Annotated in this window: 17 protein-coding genes; 10 read left to right on the forward strand and 7 right to left on the reverse strand. The window is 67.4% G+C overall.

Features of this window, described 5'->3' with window-relative positions:
- Positions 1-25: 25 nt before the first annotated feature.
- The 10 genes from dnaG (at position 26) to O9Y01_RS00775 (ending at position 14,970) form a co-directional block, all read left to right on the forward strand.
- Positions 26-2,023: a DNA primase gene (gene dnaG, locus O9Y01_RS00730; protein ID WP_269629585.1), complete on the forward strand. Its 1,998-nt coding sequence runs from the start codon at positions 26-28 to the stop codon at positions 2,021-2,023.
- A gap of 385 nt (positions 2,024-2,408) precedes the next feature.
- The gene (gene rpoD / locus O9Y01_RS00735) at positions 2,409-4,643 is read left to right on the forward strand and encodes an RNA polymerase sigma factor RpoD (RefSeq protein ID WP_269629586.1); all 2,235 of its coding nucleotides are present in this window, start codon (positions 2,409-2,411) and stop codon (positions 4,641-4,643) included.
- Positions 4,644-4,915: 272 nt separating this feature from the next.
- Complete coding sequence (locus tag O9Y01_RS00740) at positions 4,916-5,887, forward strand: adenylate/guanylate cyclase domain-containing protein (protein WP_269629587.1); 972 nt, start codon at positions 4,916-4,918, stop codon at positions 5,885-5,887.
- Positions 5,888-5,914: 27 nt separating this feature from the next.
- Positions 5,915-7,006, forward strand: coding sequence for a ferrochelatase (gene hemH / locus O9Y01_RS00745; RefSeq protein WP_269629588.1), 1,092 nt, complete (start codon positions 5,915-5,917; stop codon positions 7,004-7,006).
- On the forward strand, positions 7,003-7,422 hold the full coding sequence (locus tag O9Y01_RS00750) for an RNA-binding S4 domain-containing protein (RefSeq protein ID WP_269629589.1): 420 nt from the start codon (positions 7,003-7,005) through the stop codon (positions 7,420-7,422). Before hemH ends, O9Y01_RS00750 begins: the two co-directional genes overlap by 4 nt.
- Before the next feature lie 155 nt (positions 7,423-7,577).
- Positions 7,578-8,096 carry a nucleotide exchange factor GrpE gene (gene grpE, locus O9Y01_RS00755; RefSeq protein ID WP_269629590.1) on the forward strand — a complete coding sequence of 173 codons (519 nt, stop codon included), beginning with the start codon at positions 7,578-7,580 and terminating at the stop codon, positions 8,094-8,096.
- Positions 8,097-8,182: 86 nt separating this feature from the next.
- Positions 8,183-10,126 carry a molecular chaperone DnaK gene (gene dnaK / locus O9Y01_RS00760; RefSeq protein WP_269629591.1) on the forward strand — a complete coding sequence of 648 codons (1,944 nt, stop codon included), beginning with the start codon at positions 8,183-8,185 and terminating at the stop codon, positions 10,124-10,126.
- Positions 10,127-10,248: 122 nt separating this feature from the next.
- A complete protein-coding gene (dnaJ, locus tag O9Y01_RS00765) occupies positions 10,249-11,388 on the forward strand; it encodes a molecular chaperone DnaJ (RefSeq protein ID WP_269629592.1) in 1,140 nt (379 codons plus the stop codon).
- Positions 11,389-11,567: 179 nt separating this feature from the next.
- A complete protein-coding gene (locus O9Y01_RS00770) occupies positions 11,568-13,193 on the forward strand; it encodes a response regulator (protein ID WP_269629593.1) in 1,626 nt (541 codons plus the stop codon).
- Between the two features lie 109 nt (positions 13,194-13,302).
- Positions 13,303-14,970 carry a phosphoethanolamine transferase gene (locus O9Y01_RS00775; RefSeq protein WP_269629594.1) on the forward strand — a complete coding sequence of 556 codons (1,668 nt, stop codon included), beginning with the start codon at positions 13,303-13,305 and terminating at the stop codon, positions 14,968-14,970.
- 43 nt (positions 14,971-15,013) lie between these two features.
- Here O9Y01_RS00775 and O9Y01_RS00780 read toward each other — a convergent pair whose 3' ends face one another.
- From O9Y01_RS00780 to O9Y01_RS00810, 7 genes are all read right to left on the reverse strand, one after another.
- Positions 15,014-16,186: a PA0069 family radical SAM protein gene (locus O9Y01_RS00780; RefSeq protein WP_269629595.1), complete on the reverse strand. Its 1,173-nt coding sequence runs from the start codon at positions 16,184-16,186 to the stop codon at positions 15,014-15,016.
- Positions 16,187-16,247: 61 nt separating this feature from the next.
- On the reverse strand, positions 16,248-17,669 hold the full coding sequence (gene dnaB, locus O9Y01_RS00785; RefSeq protein ID WP_183102709.1) for a replicative DNA helicase: 1,422 nt from the start codon (positions 17,667-17,669) through the stop codon (positions 16,248-16,250).
- A 196-nt stretch (positions 17,670-17,865) separates the two neighbouring features.
- Positions 17,866-18,318, reverse strand: a complete 453-nt coding sequence (rplI, locus tag O9Y01_RS00790) for a 50S ribosomal protein L9 (RefSeq protein ID WP_269629596.1) — start codon at positions 18,316-18,318, stop codon at positions 17,866-17,868.
- A gap of 14 nt (positions 18,319-18,332) precedes the next feature.
- Positions 18,333-18,623: a 30S ribosomal protein S18 gene (gene rpsR / locus O9Y01_RS00795; RefSeq protein WP_183102707.1), complete on the reverse strand. Its 291-nt coding sequence runs from the start codon at positions 18,621-18,623 to the stop codon at positions 18,333-18,335.
- Between the two features lie 36 nt (positions 18,624-18,659).
- A complete protein-coding gene (priB, locus tag O9Y01_RS00800; protein WP_269629597.1) occupies positions 18,660-18,956 on the reverse strand; it encodes a primosomal replication protein N in 297 nt (98 codons plus the stop codon).
- 42 nt (positions 18,957-18,998) lie between these two features.
- Positions 18,999-19,355, reverse strand: coding sequence for a 30S ribosomal protein S6 (gene rpsF / locus O9Y01_RS00805; protein ID WP_269629598.1), 357 nt, complete (start codon positions 19,353-19,355; stop codon positions 18,999-19,001).
- Between the two features lie 366 nt (positions 19,356-19,721).
- The gene (locus tag O9Y01_RS00810) at positions 19,722-21,791 is read right to left on the reverse strand and encodes a VC_2705 family sodium/solute symporter (RefSeq protein WP_269629599.1); all 2,070 of its coding nucleotides are present in this window, start codon (positions 21,789-21,791) and stop codon (positions 19,722-19,724) included.
- Positions 21,792-21,912: the final 121 nt, after the last annotated feature.

A 21,912-nucleotide genomic window follows, 5' to 3' on the forward strand; every position in this document is an offset into this window, starting at 1 on the left:
GCCGGCTTTCCGATAGACTGCCGCGGTGATTCCACCCGGCTTTATCCAGGACCTGCTCGCCCGCGTCGACATCGTCGACATCGTGGGCCGCCACGTCGAACTCAAGAAGGCAGGCATCAACCACAAGGGTCTGTGCCCCTTCCACGGCGAGAAGTCCCCCAGCTTCATCGTCAGCCCCAGCCGCCAGACCTACCACTGCTTCGGCTGCGGCGTGCACGGCAATGCCATCGGCTTCCTGATGGAACATACCGGCGCGGGCTTCATCGAGGCCGTGGAGGACCTCGCCCAGCAGGTGGGCATGCAGGTGCCACAGGACGAGCGCAGCCCGGCCGAGATCCAGCGGGCCCAGGCGCAGAAGGCTCATCAGCTGAGCCTCACCGACATTTTGGCCAAGGCCACGGAGCACTACCGCAAGCAGCTCAAGGGCAATGCCCGAGCCATCGACTACCTCAAGCGCCGCGGACTGACAGGCACCATCGCCGCCCAGTTCGGCCTGGGCTACGCGCCCGAGGGCTGGCGCGCGCTGGCCAGCGCCTTCGCGTCCTATGACGACCCGCTGCTGGTCGAGGCCGGCCTGGTGATCCTCCAGGACGACCCGGGCAAGAGCGCGGAGGAGCAGCGCCGATACGACCGTTTCAGGGACCGGATCATGTTCCCCATCCGCAATGTCCAGGGCGAGGTGATCGGCTTTGGCGGGCGGGTGCTGGACAAGGGCGAGCCCAAGTACCTCAACTCGCCCGAGACCCCGGTATTCAGCAAGGGTCGCGAACTCTATGGCCTCTACGAAGGCCGCACCGGGTTGCGCCAGCGCGGCTATGCCCTGGTCGTCGAGGGCTATATGGACGTGGTGGCCCTGGCCCAGCACGGCTTCAACAACGCCGTGGCCACGCTGGGCACGGCGTGCACGGCGGACCATGTCCACAAGCTCTTTCGCTTCACCGAGTCCGTGATCTTCAGCTTCGACGGCGACGCCGCCGGACGCCGCGCCGCCGGGCGCGCACTGGAAGCCGCCCTGCCCCACGCGACTGACACGCGCAGCATCAAGTTCCTCTTCCTGCCCAGCGAGCACGACCCCGATTCCTATGTGCGCGAGCTGGGCAGCGAGGCCTTCGAGCGCTGCGTGGAGCGCGCACTTCCGCTGTCACGCCAGCTGATCGACCACTGCGGCGAAGGCCTGGACCTGGGCAGCGCCGAAGGGCGCGCTCGCCTCCTGGCCAATGCCAAGCCGCTGTGGCAGCAGCTGCCCCAGGGCCTGCTCAAGCGCCAGCTGCTGGGCGAGCTGGCCCGCATGGCCCAGCTGCCGGACCAGGAGCTGATGGACCTGTGGCAGGCCGGCGAGCCCCGGCGCCCCGCCGCCCGCCAGGAGCGACGCAGCCCCTCGCACAGTGCTGACGACGCCCCCTGGGACGGCCCGCCGCCAGACCTGGACGAACTCGCCTATGCCCAGTCCGGCCAGCCGGACATGCCCGATGCAGGCCCCTCCCCCGCCGGCCAGGCCCCCGCCCGCAAGCCTGGCGGCGAGAAGAAGCCCTGGAGCAAGGATCGCAAGGACTGGAAGGAATGGAAGAAGCGCGAGCAGGACGAGACCTACGGCCTGCCCCGCCACCAGCCGGCCTCCCCGCGCGACCACGCCCTGCGCATGCTGCTGCTGCACTGCGCGTGGTGGGAGCTGCTGAGCGACCAGGACCACCAGCTGCTGCACGAGCTGCCGGGCGAGCACGGCGAGGTGGTGGCCTGGCTGGAGCGCTACCTGGTCAATCACGGGCCGGGCCCCTGGTCCGTGCTGCAGGCCGCCCTGGAGGAGGAAGGCCTGCTGGAGCTGGCCCAGCGCGCCAGCGGCGGGCGCCTGCATGCCAGTGACGACGAGCTGCAGCTGGAAGACTTCCAGCGCCTGCTGCGCAAGCTGTGGATCTCCCGGCTCGAGGAGGAGTCCCGCCAGCTGAGCGCCGGCCCGGTCACGCCCGCCGTGCTGGATCAGCTGCGCGGCCTGCGCCAGCGCATCCAGGAGCTCAAGGCGAACTGAGCGCCACGGCCCGCGATACCCGAGCCGGGCAGCCCCACGGGCAAGCCCTGAGGCCGGCCTCTTTTGAAAAGCGCCCGTTCTTGATGGATAATTAAGGGTTTTCGCGCGTCAAGAGTGACGGCAGCGCCTCCCGGACCCGGCCACCCACTGACCCTGGGCACCAAGATTAGGTATCAAGGCCACCTATATCCGCTTGAGGGCTGCACTCTCCAACGTACACGCTAGCCTTGTACGCGCAAAGCCCTGGCATTCGCCTTGATTGGTCGGCTCGCGCCACCATCTTGGAAGAGCCGGGGCCCATGTTTGTGCCGCCTGGGCGGCGCCTGACAGCAGGCGCCCGCAGGTGGCCGCTTGCATTGCGCACCCACTCCACTCGAGGAACTGCATGACCGCCAAGAAGACCGCGTCCAAGGCAACCGCCCCCAAGGCCGAGGAACTGGCCGAAGACACCAAGAAGCCTGCGCGCAAGAGCGCCAAGGCCGCGGCCGCGCCTGCGGCCGCCAGCGCGGGTGACGAAGCCAAGCCCAAGCGGGGTCGCAAGCCCAAGGCAGCCACCGAGACCAAGAAGAGTGCCAAGGCCAAGCCCGAGGCCGAGGAAGAGGACTTCTCCGACATCGAAGCCGAGCTTGAAGGCGAGCCCGAAGCCGAAGTCGGCGCCGAAGTCGAGGTGGAGGACAGCGTCGAAGACAAGCCCAAGGCCAAGCCCCTGCGCATGAAGGTCAGCCGCGCCAAGGAGCGCGCCCTGATGCGTGAATTCGGCCTGGACGAGACGGCGCTGACCGAAGAGGAAGTCGCCAAGCGCCGCCAGGAGCTGAAGACCCTGATCAAGATGGGCAAGACCCGCGGTTTCCTGACCCATCAGGAAATCAACGATCACCTGCCCGAGAAGCTGATCAACGAGGAAATTCTCGAGGCCATCGTGTCCATGTTGAACGACATGGGCATCGCCGTGTACGAGCAGGCCCCCGACGCCGCCACCCTGCTGATCCAGGGCAGCACCTCGCCCACGGCCACCGAGGAAGAGGCCGAGGAAGCCGCCGAAGCCGCGCTGTCCACCGTGGACTCCGAATTCGGCCGCACGACCGACCCTGTGCGCATGTACATGCGCGAGATGGGCACCGTCGAGCTGCTGACGCGTGAAGGCGAAATCGAGATCGCCAAGCGCATCGAAGGCGGCCTGCAGGCCATGATGCTGGCCATCTCCGCCTCGCCGACGACCATCGCCGAGATCCTCTCCATGGCCGCCAAGATCCGCGCCGGCGAGCAGCAGATCTCCGAGGTGGTTGACGGCTTCGTGGCCGAGGACGAGGCCGACGACTACGTGGCCGAGGAAGACTTCGACGAGTTCGACGAAGACGATGACGACGACGGCAACGGTGGCTCCAAGGCCCTGACCAAGAAGCTGGAAGAGCTGAAGAACGCCGCGCTGGTCAAGTTCGACGCCCTGGACAGCAACTTCGAGAAGATGCGCAAGGCCTTCGAGAAGGACGGCTACCGCTCCGCGGCCTATGACAAGGCCCAGCACGCCATCAGCGCCGAGCTGATGACCATCCGCTTCACCGTCAAGACCATCGAGCGCCTGTGCGACATCCTTCGCTCGCAGGTGGATGACGTGCGCCGTTACGAGCGTGAGCTGCGCAAGATCGTGGTGGACAAGTGCGGCATGTCGCAGGAGCACTTCATCAAGACCTTCCCGCCCAACGCCCTGAACCTGACCTGGGCCGAGAAGGAAGTCGCCGCCGCCAAGCCCTACTCCGCCGTGCTGGGCCGCAACCTGCCCGCCGTGCAGGAGCTGCAGCAGAAGCTCATCGACATCCAGGCCAAGGCCGTCGTGCCGCTGGACGATCTCAAGGAGATCAACAAGCGCATGAACGAGGGCGAGAAGGCCTCGCGCGATGCCAAGAAGGAGATGATCGAGGCCAACCTGCGCCTGGTGATCTCGATCGCGAAGAAGTACACCAACCGCGGCCTGCAGTTCCTGGACCTGATCCAGGAAGGCAATATCGGCCTGATGAAGGCGGTGGACAAGTTCGAATACCGCCGCGGCTACAAGTTCTCGACCTACGCGACGTGGTGGATCCGCCAGGCCATCACCCGCTCGATCGCCGACCAGGCCCGCACCATCCGCATCCCGGTTCACATGATCGAGACGATCAACAAGATGAACCGCATCTCGCGCCAGCATCTGCAGGAGTTCGGCTACGAGCCGGACGCCCCGACCCTGGCCGAGAAGATGGAGATCCCCGAGGACAAGATCCGCAAGATCATGAAGATCGCCAAGGAGCCGATCTCCATGGAAACGCCGATCGGGGACGACGACGACAGCCACCTGGGCGACTTCATCGAGGACACCAACAACACCGCGCCCATCGAGGCCGCCATGCAGGCCGGTCTGCGCGACGTGGTGAAGGACATCCTCGACAGCCTGACCCCGCGCGAGGCCAAGGTGCTGCGCATGCGCTTCGGCATCGAGATGAGCACGGACCACACGCTGGAGGAAGTCGGCAAGCAGTTCGACGTCACCCGCGAGCGCATCCGCCAGATCGAGGCCAAGGCCATCCGCAAGCTCAAGCATCCGAGCCGGTCTGACAAACTGCGCACGTACTTGGACAACCTGTAAAGGTTGGACAAGTACGTGTCCTGAGGCGCCAAGGCGCCTCAGGATGCCGCGCAGCGGCTACGCAGTTTGCGCCCTGGCTTGCGCCAGCAAGACATGACCCCCAAAGAAGCCGATGCCTGCCGCATCGGCTTTTCTTTTTGCAACAAGCCGCGACCCTCAGCAGGGCCGTCGGAGGCGCTGGGTGGTTCAAACTGGCGTTATCGCCAAGTCGAGGCCCTTCGCCACCCCGCTACACTGCGACTTCTGTCACGCAGTATCGACATCTTTCACCCATGACCCAGATCAGCGAACGCATCGTCCTGTTTGCCGACTTGCGCGGCAGCACGGCCTTGTTCGAGACCCTGGGCAATGCCGAGGCCACCTCGGTGGTCACGCACGCGGTCAACCTCGTCGGCCGTGCCGTGGGAGACAGCAACGGCAAGCTGATCAAGACCCTGGGCGATGGCCTCATGGCGGTGTTCAGCGACGCCGGGGACGGCATCCGGGCCGCCGTGCAGATGCATGAATCCTTGCAGCGCATCGTCTCGCGCGGCCAGCAGCATGGCGCCTCGCCCGGTCTGCGCGGCCTGAAGCTGCAGGTGGCCCTGGCCGGCGGCGAGGTGGTCGAGATGAACGGCGACTGCTTCGGCGACGCCGTCAACGTGGCCGCCCGCCTGCTGGACCACGCCGGCGACAACGAGACCCTGATCACCAAGGAAGTGCTTCAGGGCCTCCCCGTCACGCAGCGTCTGCGTTTCCGCAGCCTCGACCTGATCGCCATCCGCGGCCGGGCCGAGCCCGTTCACGTCTACGTGCTGGACAACTACGCCTACAGCAGCGAACCGGCCGCGGCCACCCAGTTCGGCGACCCCATGCCCACGGCGGACCCGGACGGCATCCGCCTGGTCTGGCTGGACCTGGACCGCATCTTCGACATCGGCAGCATGCCCGTGATCCTGGGCCGCAGCACCCAGGCCACCTATTGCATCACCGACGTCCGGGTTTCGCGCTCCCATGCCCGCATCGACTGGCACGGCGGCAGCTTCTCGCTGACGGACCTCAGCTACAACGGCACCTTCGTGCGCTTCGGCCGCGATGGCGAGATCGTCTCCCTCCGCCGCGGCGCCTGCACCCTGCATGGCAGCGGCGTGATCGGCCTGGGCGGCACGCCGTCAGACCTCTCTGCACCGACAGTGCGCTTCGAGGTCCTGCACTTCGCCGACACCGAGCCGCGCGCCATCGGGCAACCCCACAGCCGCGGCTGAGCCCGGCCTGCGGGACAATCGCCCCCCATGAGCTTCAAGAAAGAACCGGGCTACCGCCATGGCAGCCCCCTGAGAACGGGCGTGCTGCTGTGCAATCTGGGCACGCCGGAGGCCCCCACCGCCCCGGCCCTGCGCCGCTACCTGGCCGAGTTCCTGAGCGACCCGCGCGTGGTGGAGATCCCCCGCCTGCTGTGGCTGGTGATCCTGCACGGCATCATCCTGCGCGTGCGCCCGGCCAAGTCGGCGGCCAAGTACGCCACGGTCTGGATGAAGGAAGGCTCGCCGCTGAAGGTCTGGACCGAGCGCCAGGCCAAGCTGCTGCAGGGCCTGCTGGGCGAGCGCGGCCATCAGCTGCAGGTGCGCCACGCCATGCGCTACGGCCAACCCTCCATCGCCAGCCAGCTCGATGCGTTCAAGGCCGAGGGCGTGACGCGCATCCTGGTCCTGCCCGCCTATCCGCAGTACTCCGGCGCCACCACGGGCAGCGTGATCGATGCCGTGGCCCGCTGGGCCCTGCAGACCCGCCATGTGCCCGAGCTGCGCTTCATCAACCGATACCACGACGACCCCGCCCACATCCGGGCGCTGGCCGACAGCGTGCGCCGTCACTGGACCACCCACGGCCAGGGCGACAAGCTGGTGATGAGCTTCCACGGCATGCCCGAGCGCACCCTGCACCTGGGCGATCCCTACCACTGCGAATGCCTCAAGACAGGCCGCCTGCTGGCCCAGGCCCTCGGGCTGCGGGAAGACCAGTACCTGGTGAGCTTCCAGAGCCGCTTCGGCAAGGCCAAATGGCTGGAGCCCTATACCGAGCCCACCCTGCGCCAGTTGGCCGCGAACGGGCTGAAGTCGGTGGACCTGGTCTGCCCGGGCTTCAGCGCCGACTGCCTGGAGACGCTGGAGGAGATCGCCCAGGAGGCCAAGGAGGCTTTCGAGACCTCCGGCGGCCAGCGCTTCAGCTACATCCCCTGCCTCAACGACGACCTGCAGGGCATGCGCGCCCTGGCGGAGCTGGCGGAGCGCCATCTGCAGGGCTGGCCCACGAAGGACATTCCGGATGCCGCCGGGCTGCAGGCCCAGGCGGACCGCGCCCGCCGGCTGGGAGCCTCGGCATGAAGGCCCTGCCCCTGGCCGAGGAGGTGCGCCTGGACAAATGGCTCTGGGCCGCCCGCTTCTACAAGACGCGCGCCCTGGCCGTCGAGGAGATCGGCAAGGGCCGGGTGAGCGTCAACGGCCAGCCAGCCAAGCCCTCGCGTGAGCTCAAGCCCGGCGACGTGCTGCAGCTGCGCCAGGGCGTGGTGGAGCGCGAGGTCGTGGTGCGGGCCCTGTCCCACGTGCGCGGCCCGGCGCCCCAGGCCCAGGCGCTCTACGAGGAAACGGCTGAAAGCCTGCTCAAGCGCGAGCAGGCCGCCGAAAGCCGCCGCCTGGCCCCCGAGCCCGCCTCCACCATCGTCCAGGGCCGCCCCACCAAACAGGACCGCCGCCGCCTGGCCGACTGGAACCGCTGGAGCGCCGAGGCGGAGCCCGACTGAGCCAGGCCCGGCCGGCTGTCGAAATCAAGGGTTTTCCCTTGAAAAATCTGAAGCAATCCCCTCTTGAACTCCAGGGCTTCGCCCCCAGCTAGCCCGCGTCGCCCCGTTTCATGGCTGGACCATGAGTTGCCGGGGCTCTTCTACGCCCACCATCCATGAGCAACGAGAACCACACCCCCGACACCGCCGCCGATGCCGCCCCTGCCGCCAGCGAGCTGAGCCCGGAGCAGAAGCTGGCCGATCTGGAGGCCCGCCTGGCCGAGATGTCCGACGCCTACCTGCGCGCCAAGGCCGAGGTGGAGAACATCCGCCGCCGCTCGGACGAAGAGATGTCCAAGGCCCGCAAGTTCGCCGTGGAAGGCTTCGCCGAGGCCATGCTGCCCGTGATGGACAGCATGGAAGCCGCCATCGCCCGCCCGGACGCCCGCGTCGAGCAGGTGCTGGAAGGCGTGCACGCCACCCGCCGCCAGCTGGCCGCCGCGCTGGAGCGCAACAAGGTGCTGGAGATCAATCCGGCCACCGGCACCAAGTTCGATCCGCATCAGCACCAGGCCATCTCCATGGTGCCGGCGGACCAGGAGGCCAACACCGTCGTCGCGGTCCTGCAAAAGGGCTATTCCATCGCCGAGCGTGTGCTGCGCCCGGCCCTGGTGACGGTCGCCGCCCCCAAGTAATTCACGGTACGCGGCCCTTGAAACGCCGCGACCCAACCGCATTTCGTCCTTAACGAAACCAGATTCAGGATCAGGAGCAAAAAATCATGGGAAAGATCATCGGTATTGACCTGGGCACCACGAACTCGTGCGTGGCCGTCATGGAAGGCAACACGACGCGCGTGATCGAGAACGCCGAGGGCGCCCGCACCACCCCGTCCATCATTGCCTACCAGGAAGACGGCGAGATCCTCGTCGGCGCTTCCGCCAAGCGCCAGTCGGTCACCAACCCCAAGAACACCCTGTACGCGGTGAAGCGCCTGATCGGCCGCAAGTTCACCGAGAAGGAAGTGCAGAAGGACATCGACCTGATGCCCTACACCATCGCGCCCGCCGACAACGGCGACGCCTGGGTGGAAGTGCGCGGCAAGAAGTTCGCGCCCCCGCAGGTCAGCGCTGAAGTGCTGCGCAAGATGAAGAAGACGGCCGAGGACTACCTGGGCGAGGAAGTGACGGAAGCCGTGATCACGGTGCCCGCCTACTTCAACGACGCCCAGCGCCAGGCCACCAAGGACGCCGGCCGCATTGCGGGCCTGGACGTCAAGCGCATCATCAACGAGCCCACCGCCGCGGCCCTGGCCTTCGGCCTGGACAAGCACGGCAAGGGCGACCGCAAGATCGCCGTCTATGACCTGGGCGGTGGCACCTTCGACATCTCCATCATCGAGATTGCTGATGTCGACGGCGAGATGCAGTTCGAAGTGCTGTCGACCAACGGCGACACCTTCCTGGGCGGCGAAGACTTCGACCAGCGCATCATCGACTACATCATTGCCGAGTTCAGGAAAGAGCAAGGCGTCGACCTGACCAAGGACGTGCTGGCCCTGCAGCGCCTGAAGGAAGCGGCCGAGAAGGCCAAGATCGAGCTGTCGAACTCCTCGCAGACCGACGTCAACCTGCCCTACATCACCGCTGACGCCACCGGCCCGAAGCACCTGAACATCAAGCTGACCCGCGCCAAGCTGGAGTCGCTGGTGGAAGAGCTGATCGAGCGCACCATCGCCCCCTGCCGTACCGCCATCAAGGACGCCGGCGTGGCCGTGGGTGAAATCGACGACGTGATCCTGGTCGGCGGCATGACCCGCATGCCCAAGGTGCAGGACAAGGTCAAGGAGTTCTTCGGCAAGGACCCGCGCAAGGACGTGAACCCCGATGAGGCTGTGGCCGTCGGTGCTGCCATCCAGGGCCAGGTCCTGGGCGGCGAGCGCAAGGACGTGCTGCTGCTGGACGTCACCCCGCTGTCCCTGGGCATCGAGACCCTGGGCGGCGTGATGACGAAGATGATCAAGAAGAACACGACCATCCCGACCAAGTTCAGCCAGACCTTCTCGACCGCTGAAGACAACCAGCCGGCCGTGACCATCAAGGTCTACCAGGGCGAGCGCGAGATGGCGCAGGCCAACAAGAGCCTGGGCGAGTTCAACCTGGAAGGCATCCCGCCGGCCATGCGCGGCACGCCCCAGATCGAAGTGACCTTCGACATCGACGCCAACGGCATCCTGCACGTCAGCGCCAAGGACAAGGGCACGGGCAAGGAAAACAAGATCACCATCAAGGCGAACTCGGGCCTGTCCGAGGCCGAGATCGAAAAGATGGTGAAGGACGCCGAGGCCAATGCCGCCGAGGACAAGAAGAAGGTCGAGCTGGTCCAGGCCAAGAACCAGGGCGATGGCCTGGTGCACTCGGTCCGCAAGTCCCTGGGCGAGCACGGCGACAAGCTGGAAGCTGGCGAGAAGGACAAGATCGAAGCCGCCATCAAGGAGCTGGAAGAGGCCCTGAAGGGCGAGGACAAGGCCGACATCGACGCCAAGTCCGAAGCCCTGATGACCGCCAGCCAGAAGCTGGGCGAGAAGATGTACGCCGACGCCCAGGCCCAGCAGGCCGCGGGTGCGGCCGAGGCCGGTGCCCAGGCTCAGCAGCAGGCTTCCGCCAAGCCGGCCGATGACAACGTCGTCGACGCCGAGTTCAAGGAAGTCAAGGACAGCAAGTAATCCGACGGCCCCACCCCGCAGGCTTCGCGGCCCGCGGGGCGTGCTGACCCGCCGCGCCCCCGCCTGGGATCACCCCTCGGCCCCCGGCGCGGCGCAATTGTTTGAGAAGCCAGGATCCGCCCATGGCAAAGCGTGACTATTACGAAGTCCTCGGCGTCGCCAAGAACGCCAGCGACGAGGACATCAAGAAGGCCTACCGCAAGCTGGCCATGAAGTACCACCCGGACCGCAACCAGGGTGATGGCGCCGCTGCGGCCGAGGAGAAGTTCAAGGAGGCCAAGGAGGCCTACGAGATGCTCTCCGACGGACAGAAGCGCGCCGCCTACGACCAGTACGGCCATGCCGGCGTCGACCCGAACATGGGGGGCCGCGGTGGCCCGGGCGCGGAGGGCTTCGGCGGCTTCGCCGAGGCCTTCGGCGACATCTTCGGCGACATCTTCGGCGGTGCCGGCGGGCGTCGCGGCGGCGGCCAGCAGGTCTACCGCGGCAGCGACCTCTCCTACGCCATGGAGATCACGCTGGAGGAGGCGGCCCGCGGCAAGGAAACGCAGATCCGCATCCCTGCCTGGGAATCCTGCGAGACCTGCAACGGCAGCGGGGCAAAACCTGGCACCTCGGCCAAGACCTGCGGCTCCTGCGGCGGCTCGGGCACGGTGCACATGCGCCAGGGCTTCTTCAGCGTGCAGCAGACCTGCCCGCACTGCCATGGCAGCGGCAAGATCATCCCGGACCCCTGCACCACCTGCAGCGGCCAGGGCAAGATCAAGAAGACCAAGACGCTGGAGGTCAAGATTCCGGCCGGCATCAACGAAGGCATGCGCATCCGCTCGGCGGGCAACGGCGAGCCTGGCGTGAATGGCGGCCCGGCGGGCGACCTCTACATCGAGATCCGGATCAAGCAGCACGACATCTTCGAGCGCGACGGCGACGACCTGCACTGCACCATGCCCGTGGGCATGACCACCGCGGCGCTGGGCGGCACCATCGAGGTCCCCACCCTGGGCGGCAAGGCCGAGATCGACCTGCCCGAGGGCACGCAGCACGGCAAGACCTTCCGCCTGCGCGGCAAGGGCATCAAGGGCGTGCGCTCCAGCTATCCGGGCGATCTGTACTGCCACATCAGCGTGGAGACGCCGGTCAAGCTCACCGAGTACCAGCGCAAGCTGCTCAAGGACCTGGACAAGAGCTTCAGGGATGGCGGCGAGCGCCACTCGCCCAATGCCAAGAGCTGGACGGACCGCGTCAAGGACCTGTTCAAGTAAGCGCCGGGCCCACCGCCCCGCGCCTCCGATGAGCCCCCAGCGGGCTCATTTTCATTGGAGAGTGGTAATTTGGCCGCAGCTTTGCGGTTATTGCGGGTCAAGTCGCGCATGATCTGGCCGAAGATCGTCTGGACAGTTCAGGATTGAATCACCCCATGGCGGGAGGCCGCCATTGACCCATGCAGATGCTCGACAAGGACATCCAGGAGGCCTGCGCCCTGGTCATCGACAGCAACGCCACCTCGCGCAGCCTGATGGCGGCGCAGCTGCGCGAGCTGGGCGTGGGCACGGTGCGCCAGGCCACGCGGGTCAAGGACGCCCGCATCATCCTGGAGCACAAGGCCTACGACATCGTCCTGTGCGACTACCACTTTGACGGCTCCGACATGTCCGGCCAGGACCTGCTGGACGAGCTGCGCCGCGAGAACCTGCTGCCCTACTCCACCGTCTTCGTGATGGTGACCGGCGAGGCCACCTACGCCAAGGTGGCGGAAGCCGCCGAGGCCGCGCTGGACGCCTACCTGATCAAGCCCTACACCAGCGCCTCGCTGTCCGACCGGCTGAGCAGTGCGCGCCATCGCAAGCGGGTGCTCAAGGACATCTTCGAGGCCATCGAGCAGCAGAACTTCGAGCTGGCGGCCCAGCTGTGCCTGAAGCGTTTCGAGGAGCGCGCCCAGTTCTGGCTTTATGCCGCCCGCATCGGCGCCGAACTGCTGCTGCGCCTCAACCGCCTGGAGGACGCGCGCAAGCTCTACGACGCCATCATCGAGGCCAAGACCGTGCCCTGGGCCCGCCTGGGCGTGGCCCGCACCGAGCTGGCCTCGGGCAACCTCGTGGCGGCCAAGCGCACCCTGGAGGCCCTGATCGGTGACATGCCCGACCATGCCGACTCCTACGACGTCATGGGCCGCGTGCAGATGGAACAGGGCGAGATCACCGACGCGCTGCGCACCTACCGCACCGCCGCCAACCTCACCCCCGGCTGCCTGCTGCGCCAGCAGCGGGCGGGCACCCTGGCCTTCTATGCCGGCGAACGTGACGAGGCCCTGAAGCAGCTTGAGCGCGCCATGATCAATGGCCTGCGCTCCAAGCTCTTCGACATGTTCACCCTGGTCCTGATCGCCCTGATGCGCTTCGACCAGCGCGACGGCAAGAACCTCAAGCTGGTGCACGAGGCCATGCTGCGCGAGATCGAGCGCGCCCCCAAGGCCACGCGCCTGCTGCGCTTCGGCACGATGATCCAGGGCCTGCGCCTGCTCTACGAGCGCCGGGTGGCCGACGCCCTGCAGCTGGCTCGCGAGATGAGCCAGGAGCTCGACAGGGAAGCCTTCGACCTCGAAGCCGCCAGCCTGCTGCTGGCCTTCTGGATCCGCTTCTCGGGCCAGGAGATCCAGCTCGAGGAGATCAAGGACCTGATCACCCGCATCGGCCTGCGCTACTGCACCTCCAAGGCCAGTACCGAGGTGCTGATCGCCATGTGCGAGAAGCAGGAGATGGCCATGACCGAGCTGCGCGAGTGCCATGCCCGCATCTTCGGCATCGCCGAGACGGCCATGCGCCACACCATGCGCGGCAGCGCCCGGGTGGGCGTGGAGCTGCTGATCCAGCAGGGCGAGGAAACGCGCAATGCCAAGCTGATCGACATGGCGCAGGCCGTGCTGAAGCGGCATGCCGAGAAGATCGAGGACGCCGAGCAACTCAACGTCCAGATCGAGGCCCTGCAGAAGCGCTTCGTCCTGCCCCTGGGCGTGACCATCTCACGCCGCAACGTCCGGCAGGCCGGCGGCCTGGCCCTGCGCAGCTGACAAGACCCGACGCCCGCCGCGGGACGCGCAGCCGGGCCCTCCCTGACAGCGCCCGGCCCGTCACCGGCCTGGGCCACAATGCCGGGCGTCCCCTGCCCAGGTCTCCTGCATGAAGCGATCCGAATTCCAAGCCGCCCCCGTCAAGCACTGGTCTGCGCTCACCCTGAGCTGGCTCGCCGCCCTGTGGATGGGCCTGCTGGCCAACTGGCCCCTGTGGCAGCGCATGCTGACCCTGCCCGAACTGGCGGGCGCCAAGGGCTGGGGTTTCATCGCCTTGTTCGCGGGCATGGTCATCGCCCTGCATGGCGCCCTGCTGAGCCTGCTGGCCTGGCCGCGGCTCTTCAAGCCCGTGCTGCTGCTGTGCCTGCTCAGCGCCGCCGCAGCAGCCCACTTCATGGGCGCCTACGGCACGGTGATGGACCCGACCATGATGGTCAATGTCCTGCAGACCGATGCCAAGGAAACCCGCGACCTGCTGAGCCTGCGCCTGCTGGCCAGCCTGCTGCTGCTGGGTCTGCTGCCTGCCCTGTGGCTGTGGCGCAGGCCCGTGGCGCCGCAGTCCTGGGCCAGGCGCCTGGGCCTGAACCTCGCTGGCTTCGTGGGCGGCCTGGCGCTGATGGTGGGCCTGGCGATGAGCAGCTATGCCGACCTGGCCTCGACCATGCGCAACTACCCGGCGCTGCGCTACATGATCAACCCGCTGGCCTCGTTCTGGTCCCTGGGCGTGGTGGCCGTCGAGTCGCACAAGGCGCCTGCGGGCCCGCCCGCGGTGGTCGCGGCCGACGCGCACTGGCAGCCCGCCGACCCGAAGGCCCGCCCTCGCCTGCTGGTGCTGATGGTCGGCGAGACGGCACGCGCCGCCAACTTCTCCCTGAACGGCTATGCGCGCCCCACCAACCCGCGTCTGGCGGGGCTGGACGTGCTGAGCTTCCGCCAGGTCAGCGCCTGCGGCACCAGCACGGCGGCCTCCCTGCCCTGCATGTTCTCGCACCTCGGACGCAGCGCCTACCTGGACCGCGGCGCCGACCAGGAGAACCTGCTCGACGCCCTGCATCGCGCCGGCCTGGCCGTGCTGTGGCTGGACAACCAGAGCGGCTGCAAGGGCCTGTGCGATCGCGTGCCGCATGCGCACGCCACGCAGGCCGCCGGTGCGACGCCCCTTCCCTCGGGGCTCTGCGAAGGCGGCGAATGCCTGGACATGGCCCTGCTCCACGACCTGGACACCCGCCTGCAGTCCCTCGATGCCCAGCGCCGCCAGCGCGGCGTGGTGCTGGTCATGCACCCCATGGGCAGCCACGGGCCGGCCTACTTCAAGCGCTCGCCCGAAGGCCAGAAGCCCTTCCAGCCCGAGTGCCGCAGCAATGCCCTGCAGCAATGCCCCCGCGAGCAGGTCGTCAATGCCTACGACAACAGCATCGTCTATGCCGACCGCGTGCTGGCAGAGACCATCGGCTGGCTGGAGCGCCAGAAGGGTTTCGACGTGAGCCTGCTGTATGTGTCGGACCACGGCGAGTCGCTGGGTGAGAACAATCTCTACCTGCACGGCGTGCCGTATGCCGTCGCCCCGAAGGAGCAGACCCAGGTGCCCTGGATCGTCTGGCTGCCCGAGACCAGCGCGCAACGCTTTGGCGTGGACAGCGCCTGCCTTCGCGGGCAGCTGGACAGGCCCATCTCCCACGACTGGCTGAGCCACACCGTGCTGGGCCTGGCCGAGGTGCGCAGCGCCATCTATCGGCCCGAGTGGGACCTGATGCGTTCCTGCCGGAAGACCCCTTGAGACGGCCACCGTACGGGGGCCACGAGCGCTCAGCAGCCCCCTGCTAGAACAGCTCGCCCTGGGTCGCCGACGGCCCTGGCACCGACGGCCCGGGGCGCATGAAGCGCGTCAGGTCCATGGGCGTCCGCTCCCGGTTCAGGCCCAGGCGCGCGCAGGCCTTGCGCATGCGCTGCTGCAGCAGCTCGGCCCACAGCCCCTCCCCCTGCATGCGACTGCCGAAGCGAGGGTCGTTGTCACGGCCGCCGCGCAGATCGCGCAGGCGGGCCATCACGCGGGCCGCACGGTCCGGGAAGTGCTGCTGGAGCCAGTCCTGGAACAGCGGATTCACCTCCCAGGGCAGTCGCAGCGGAATGCTGAAGGCCGAGCAGGCCCCCGCCTCGGCCGCCTGCTCCAGGATGCGTTCGAGCTCGGGCTCGTTGATGAAGGGAATCAGGGGCGAGACGCTGACTCCCACCGGCACGCCCGCCTCCGCCAGGGTGCGCAGGGTGCGCAGGCGCCGGTGCGGCGCGGCCGCCCGTGGCTCCAGGATGCGCGCCAGCTGCGGGTCCAGCGTGGTGATCGAGACATAGACCGCAGCCAGGCCCTGGGCGGCCATGGGCGCGATCAGGTCCAGGTCCCGCTCCACGCCCGAGGACTTGGTGACCAGGGAGAAGGGATGGCGGTACTCGGCCAGCACCTCGATCACCTGGCGCGTGATGCCCAGCCGGCGCTCGATGGGCTGGTAGGCGTCCGTGGCGGTGCCGATGCACAGCAGCCGCGGCTGGTAGCGCGGCCGCGAGAGCTCGGCGCGCAGGCGTTCGGCCGCATTGACCTTGGCCACCAGGCGGGTCTCGAAATCCAGACCCGGCGACAGGTTCAGGTAGCTGTGGGTGGGCCTCGCGAAGCAGTAGATGCAGCCGTGCTCGCAGCCCCGATAGGGATTGATGGACAGGTCAAAGACGATGTCCGGCGACTGGTTGCTGCTGAGGATGCTGCGCGCCTGCTCCTCGATCACCTGGGTCTCGGGGGTCAGGTCTTGCGCCTGCACCTGCTGGTCGAGGCTGCCCCAGCCGTCGTCGAAGACCTCCCGCTGGTCCCGCTCGAAACGGTGGGCGATGGCCCAGGCACTGCCGCGCCCCTTGATGGCCTGGGGCCAGGGCAGGACCTGCACGCCCTCGGCGCCTTCGGGGTCGGCGAACAGGGCATCGTCAGCAGGATCAGGGGGCGCGTGGAGCATACTGTATTTTCATACAGTATTTCGCCATTTCAAACCCCGGACCCTGCCCCGTGTGGGGCGATCAGTACTCGTCGCCCGCCGGGCCCACATAGCCCGGCGCCAGGTTCTCGAACTTGGTATGCATGCGCTGGAAGGCCAGCTTCACCGTGCCCACGGGGCCGTTACGCTGCTTGGCGATGATGATCTCGGCCACGCCCGGTTCCTTGCACTCTTCCTTGGTGTAGTACTCGTCGCGGTAGATGAACATGATGATGTCGGCATCCTGTTCGATGGCGCCTGATTCGCGAAGGTCGGACATCATGGGCCGCTTGTCCGGCCGCGTTTCCACGCTTCGGTTCAGCTGCGAGAGCGCGATCACCGGGCAGCGCAGCTCCTTGGCCAGGGCCTTCAGGCCCCGCGAGATCTCGCCCACCACGGTGGCACGGTTTTCCTCGCTGGCACCGCCGTTGCCGCTCATCAGCTGGAGGTAGTCGATGATGATCAGGCCCAGCTGGCCACACATGCGGGCCTGGCGGCGCGCGCGGGCCCGCACTTCGCTGGGCGAGAGACCGGGGCTCTCGTCGATGAAGATGGAGGCCTTGCCGAGCTTGTCCACGGCCTCGGAGAGGCGGCTCCATTCGTCGTCCGCCAGGCGGCCGGTGCGCAGATGGCCCTGGTCGATGCGGCCGATGGAACCCACCATCCGCAAGGCCAGCTGCGCCGCGCCCATTTCCATGGAGTAGATGACGACGGGCAGGCCTTCGTTGATGGCCACGTTCTCGCCAATATTGATGGCGAAGGCCGTCTTGCCCATGGAGGGGCGCGCGGCCAGGATGATGAGGTCGCCGGGCTGCAGGCCGGCGGTCATGCGGTCGAGGTCGTAGAAACCGGTACGCACGCCGGTGACGTCCTCGGCGCCCTGCTCGGCCAGCTCGTTGACGCGGTCGATCAGCTGCACGACCAGCTGGTCCATGGACTGGAAGCCCTGCTTGCTGCGCGAGCCTTCCTCGCCGATGCGGAAGATCTTGCCTTCGGCCTCGTCCAGGATCTCGGTCACGGCCCGGCCTTGCGGTGCCAGAGCGGCAGTGGCGATCTCGTCGCTGGTGGTGACCAGCTTGCGCAGGATGGCGCGCTCACGAACGATTTCGGCGTAGCGCCGCAGATTGGCCGCGCTGGGCACGCTCTGCGCCAGGTCGTTGAGGTACTTCAGGCCACCGCAGTCGGCCGCCTTGCCCAGGGAGGTCAACTCCTCGAAGACCGTCACCACGTCGGCCGGCTTGCCAGCGTTGATCAGCTTGCCCAGGGCGGCAAAGATCTGCTTGTGCTCGAAGCGGTAGAAGTCCGTCTCGGTGAGCAGGTCGCCCGCACGGTCCCAGGCCGAGTTGTCGATCAGCAGGCCGCCCAGCACGCTCTGTTCCGCCTCGACGGAATGCGGCGGCACTCGCAGGCGGGCCACCTCTTCGTCGCGCGGGGTACCGGGGGTCGGGGAAACGATGGCGTTCATGAAACTGCGCGGTCCTTGTCCAGACCCGTCTGCCGCCCGAACGTCGCCGAGCTGTGGACAAGTCTGTGGATGACATGGGGGCAGTCCTGTATAACTGCCAGCCCCAAAAGACAAAAGCCGACGGCCCGTAAGGCTGTCGGCTTTGCTGATTGTGCGCAGGAGCGGGGCCCCTGCGCAATCAGGATTTGGCGAAGGCTTATTCGGCCTCGGCCACCACCTGGACGCTGATCTCGACGACCACGTCGGTGTGGGCAGCGACGTTCACGGGGAACTCGCCGATGGCCTTCAGGGGGCCATGGGGCATGCGCACTTGAGCCTTGACGACAGAGAAGCCGTTCTTGTTCAGGGCTTCAGCGATGTCGGCGTTGGTCACCGAACCGAACAGACGGCCGTCCACGCCAGCCTTCTGGGCGATGCGGATGGTCTTGCCGGTCAGGCTTTCGCCCAGGGCCTGGGCAGCGGCCAGCTTCTCAGCGGCGGCCTTTTCCAGTTCAGCGCGCTTGGCTTCGAATTCCTTGATCGCGGCCTCGGTGGCACGACGTGCCTGGCGGGTCGGGATCAGGAAGTTGCGGGCGTAGCCGTCCTTGACCTTGACGATGTCACCCAGGTTGCCGAGGTTGGCCACCTTTTCAAGCAGGATCACTTGCATGGTGTCTTAACTCCTCAAACCTTGTGCTGGTCGCTGTAGGGCAGCAGAGCCAGGAAACGGGCGCGCTTGATGGCGACGGTCAGCTGACGCTGGAAGAAGGCGCGCGTGCCGGTCAGGCGAGCGGGCGTGATCTTGCCGTTTTCAGCGATGAAATCACGCAGCGTGTCCACGTCCTTGTAGTCGATCTGCTCGACACCGGCGACGGTGAAGCGGCAGAAACGCTTGCGGCGGAACAGCAGCGATTGTTGGTTGCGCTTGGGCTTGCGGTCCTTGGAGAACCGACCCTTACCACGTGCTGGGGGCATAGTGTGACCTCTTAACTTTTCAATCCGGATAACGAATCAGGCGCTGCGAGCCTCATCCAGGGCGGTGACATGGAACAGCGTTCCACGGCCGTTGCGCTGGGCGCTGAGGAAGCCGCTGAAGCGGGCTTGACCTCCGATGCCGAGCGTCTGGATGCGCTTGACGATCTCTCCGATCACCACGGCCCGGATCTCCAGGGAGACCTTGCGGGGCCTTCCGGCTTCCTGGACCTCGGATTCGGCCTTGAGGCTGAAATCCAGGGCCGGCATGCCGGCGGGGGTGTAGCGGATCAGACCGACTTCCTGTACCTGCGCGGTGAGAATCAGTTGATTCACTGTCACTGCAAACGCGGTACGGCTCGCGTCAGAACCTGGGGCTTAGGCTTCCTGAGGAGCCTTGCGGGCTTCCTCGCGCTCGACCGCCTTCATCATGACGGAGGGAGCGGTGTCGGCCTTGCTCTTGACCACGGTCATGTGGCGCAGCACGGCGTCGTTGAAGCGGAAGCCGGTCTCGAGCTCAGCCAGGGTTTCCTTGCTGCATTCGATGTTCAGGCACAGGTAGTGCGCCTTGGCCAGCTTCTGGATCAGGTAAGCCAGTTGACGGCGGCCCCAATCTTCGACGCGGTGAACCACACCACCACCGGTGGTGATCAGGCCCTTGTAACGTTCCAGCATGGCCGGAACCTGTTCGCTTTGATCCGGATGGATCAGCAGAACGATCTCGTAGTGACGCATAAACACTCCTTGTGGATTCCAGCCGAGCTCTCGGAAATGACAGCCTGGCTGAGGAAGCCGAACCCCAGCGTCTTCTCTGGGTCCGGCAAGGGAAAGCCCGCGATTGTAGCCGCAAAACGCGGCACTTGCCAAATCGAGCCCCGCCCGGCCAGATCCGGCAGCCCGGGCAGCCTGCGTGACGAGGCCAGCAGCCTGTGCAGCGCCACCGGCCCCACCCTCCCCTTGGGGCCGGATACGGGGGCCGGATCCAGAGGCCGTTGCCCGGCGGGCCGGGCTCAGGGCTCAGGGCTCAGGGCTCAGGGCTCAGGGCTCAGGGCTCAGGGCTCAGGGCTCAGGGCTCAGGGCTCAGGGCTCAGGGCTCAGGGCTCAGGGCTGCGGCGGCCGGTGCAGCAGCGCGATGCGCTCGCGCACCTCCTGGCTGGGGGCGGGCGTGAGCCAGCTCACCAGCATCATCGCCAGCACGCCCGCCGGGATGCCGAACAGGCCCGCGGAGATGGGCTGGATGCCCCACCAGGTCTGGGCCGGCCCGGGCACGCCCAGGCTCAGGCGCAGCATGGCACTGGCATGGACCATGTAGTAGACGGTCACGCACAGCCCCGTCAGCATGCCGGCCAGCGCGCCGTGCTTGTTCGCCCGGCCCCAGAAGATGCCCAGCACCAGGGGCGGCACGAGGGTGGCACCGGCCAGGGAGAAGGCGGCGGCGACCATGAAGAGGATGTCCGCCGGCTTCTGCGAGGCGATGGCCGCTGCGCTCAGTGCCGTGGCCAGCAGCAGGGCCTTGGAGAGGGTCACACGCCGGGTCGCCGAGGCGCGCGGGTTCACGCCGCGGTAGTAGACATCGTGGGTCAGCGCGCTGGAGATGGTCAGCAGCAGGCCGTCCGCCGTCGAGAGCGCCGCCGCCAGGCCGCCCGCCGCCACCATGCCCGAGATCACATAGGGCAGCCCGGCCAGCTCGGGCGTGGCCAGCATGATGATGTCCCCGCCGATGCGCAGCTCGGCCAGCTGCAGGATGCCGTCGCCGTTGACGTCGGTGATGGACAGCAGGCCGGGATCCACCCGCATCCACTGCCCGATCCAGCCCGGCAGCTCGGCGATGGGTGTGCCGATCAGCCCGTTGAAGATCTCGTACTTGACCATCACCGCCAGGGCTGGCGCCGTGAAGTAGAGCAAGGCGATGAAGAACAGAGACCAGGCCACCGAGTAGCGTGCCTCGCGCACCGTGGCCGTGGTGTGGTAGCGGATCAGAATGTGCGGCAGCCCCGCCGTGCCCACGGCCAGGCAGAAGACCAGGGCCAGGAAGTTGCGGCGGGAGCGGTCGAAGTCCTCGCGCTCGTCCAGCGTGCCATCGGGCTTGCCCGCGAAGGGCTGGGCGTGGGGCGGCATGCCGGCCAGGGGCTGGGCCAGGTGCTCGTCCTGCAGCTTGGCGCGGGTCCAGCGCTCCTCGGCCTCGGCAGGCGTCTTGGGCAGGGCTGCGCGCTGCTTTTCGGCCTGCTGGATCTGGGCCAGCGTGGCCTCGCGGGCCTTGAGCTCCGCAATGCGCCGCGAGGCCTCGGCGCGCTCTCGCGCCAGGGCCTGCTCGGGGTCCTGGAGCTTGCGCTCGTAGTCGCGGGCGCGGCTGGCGAAGAACTCGCGCACCGAGGTCTCGCCCGGGTCGCGCACCAGCTCCTGCTCGCGCTCGGTGATGCGCTGCACCTGATAGCCGTAGACCGCCTGCGGGATGGGCACGCCGGTCTGCTTGACCGAGAGCCAGACCACAGGCACGAGGTAGGCCAGGATCAGCACGATGTACTGCGCCACCTGCGTCCAGGTCACGGCGCGCATGCCGCCCAGGAAGGAGCACACCAGCACGCCCCCTAGACCCACGAAGACGCCGATCTCGAAGGTCAGCCCCGTCAGCCGCGTGGTGATCAGCCCTACGCCGTAGATCTGCGCCACGACGTAGATGAAGGAAATGACGATGGCCGCGGCGGCGCCGAAAAGGCGCACCCATTGGCTGTCGTAGCGCTGGCCCAGGAAGTCGGGGATGGTGAACTGCCCCAGGCGGCGCAGGTAAGGCGCCAGCAGCAGGGCCACCAGGCAGAAGCCGCCCGTCCAGCCCAGCACGAAGGCCAGCCCGCCGTAGCCGCTGAGGTACAGCGTGCCGGCCATGCCGATGAAGGAGGCGGCGCTCATCCAGTCCGCGCCGGCCGCCATGCCGTTGTAGAAGGCCGGCACGCGGCGCCCGGCCACGAAGTACTCCTCCGGGTCCGTGGTGCGGGAGATGATGCCGATGCCCGCATAGACCAGCACGGTCACCGCCAGGAAGCTGAAGCCGATCCAGCTCTTGGGCATGCCCCACTGCTCCAGCAGGGCCAGCAGGGCCACGAAGAGCACGAAGCCCAGCGTGAAGCCCGCGTAAATGCGGTTCAGGCGCGGCAGCAAGGGGCGGGAGGGCATGGCGGCAATGATGCGGGAGAGCGGCCGGCGGCCGCATCAAGATCAACCCGGCCGAGTGTCGACGAGCCGGGCCCCACAAGACAGAGGGCCCCGCGGGGCCCTCTGATTCAGCTCAAGCAGC

This window comes from Pelomonas sp. BJYL3, from assembly GCF_027257975.1.
In the GTDB taxonomy this organism is placed as follows: domain Bacteria; phylum Pseudomonadota; class Gammaproteobacteria; order Burkholderiales; family Burkholderiaceae_C; genus Roseateles_B; species Roseateles_B flavus.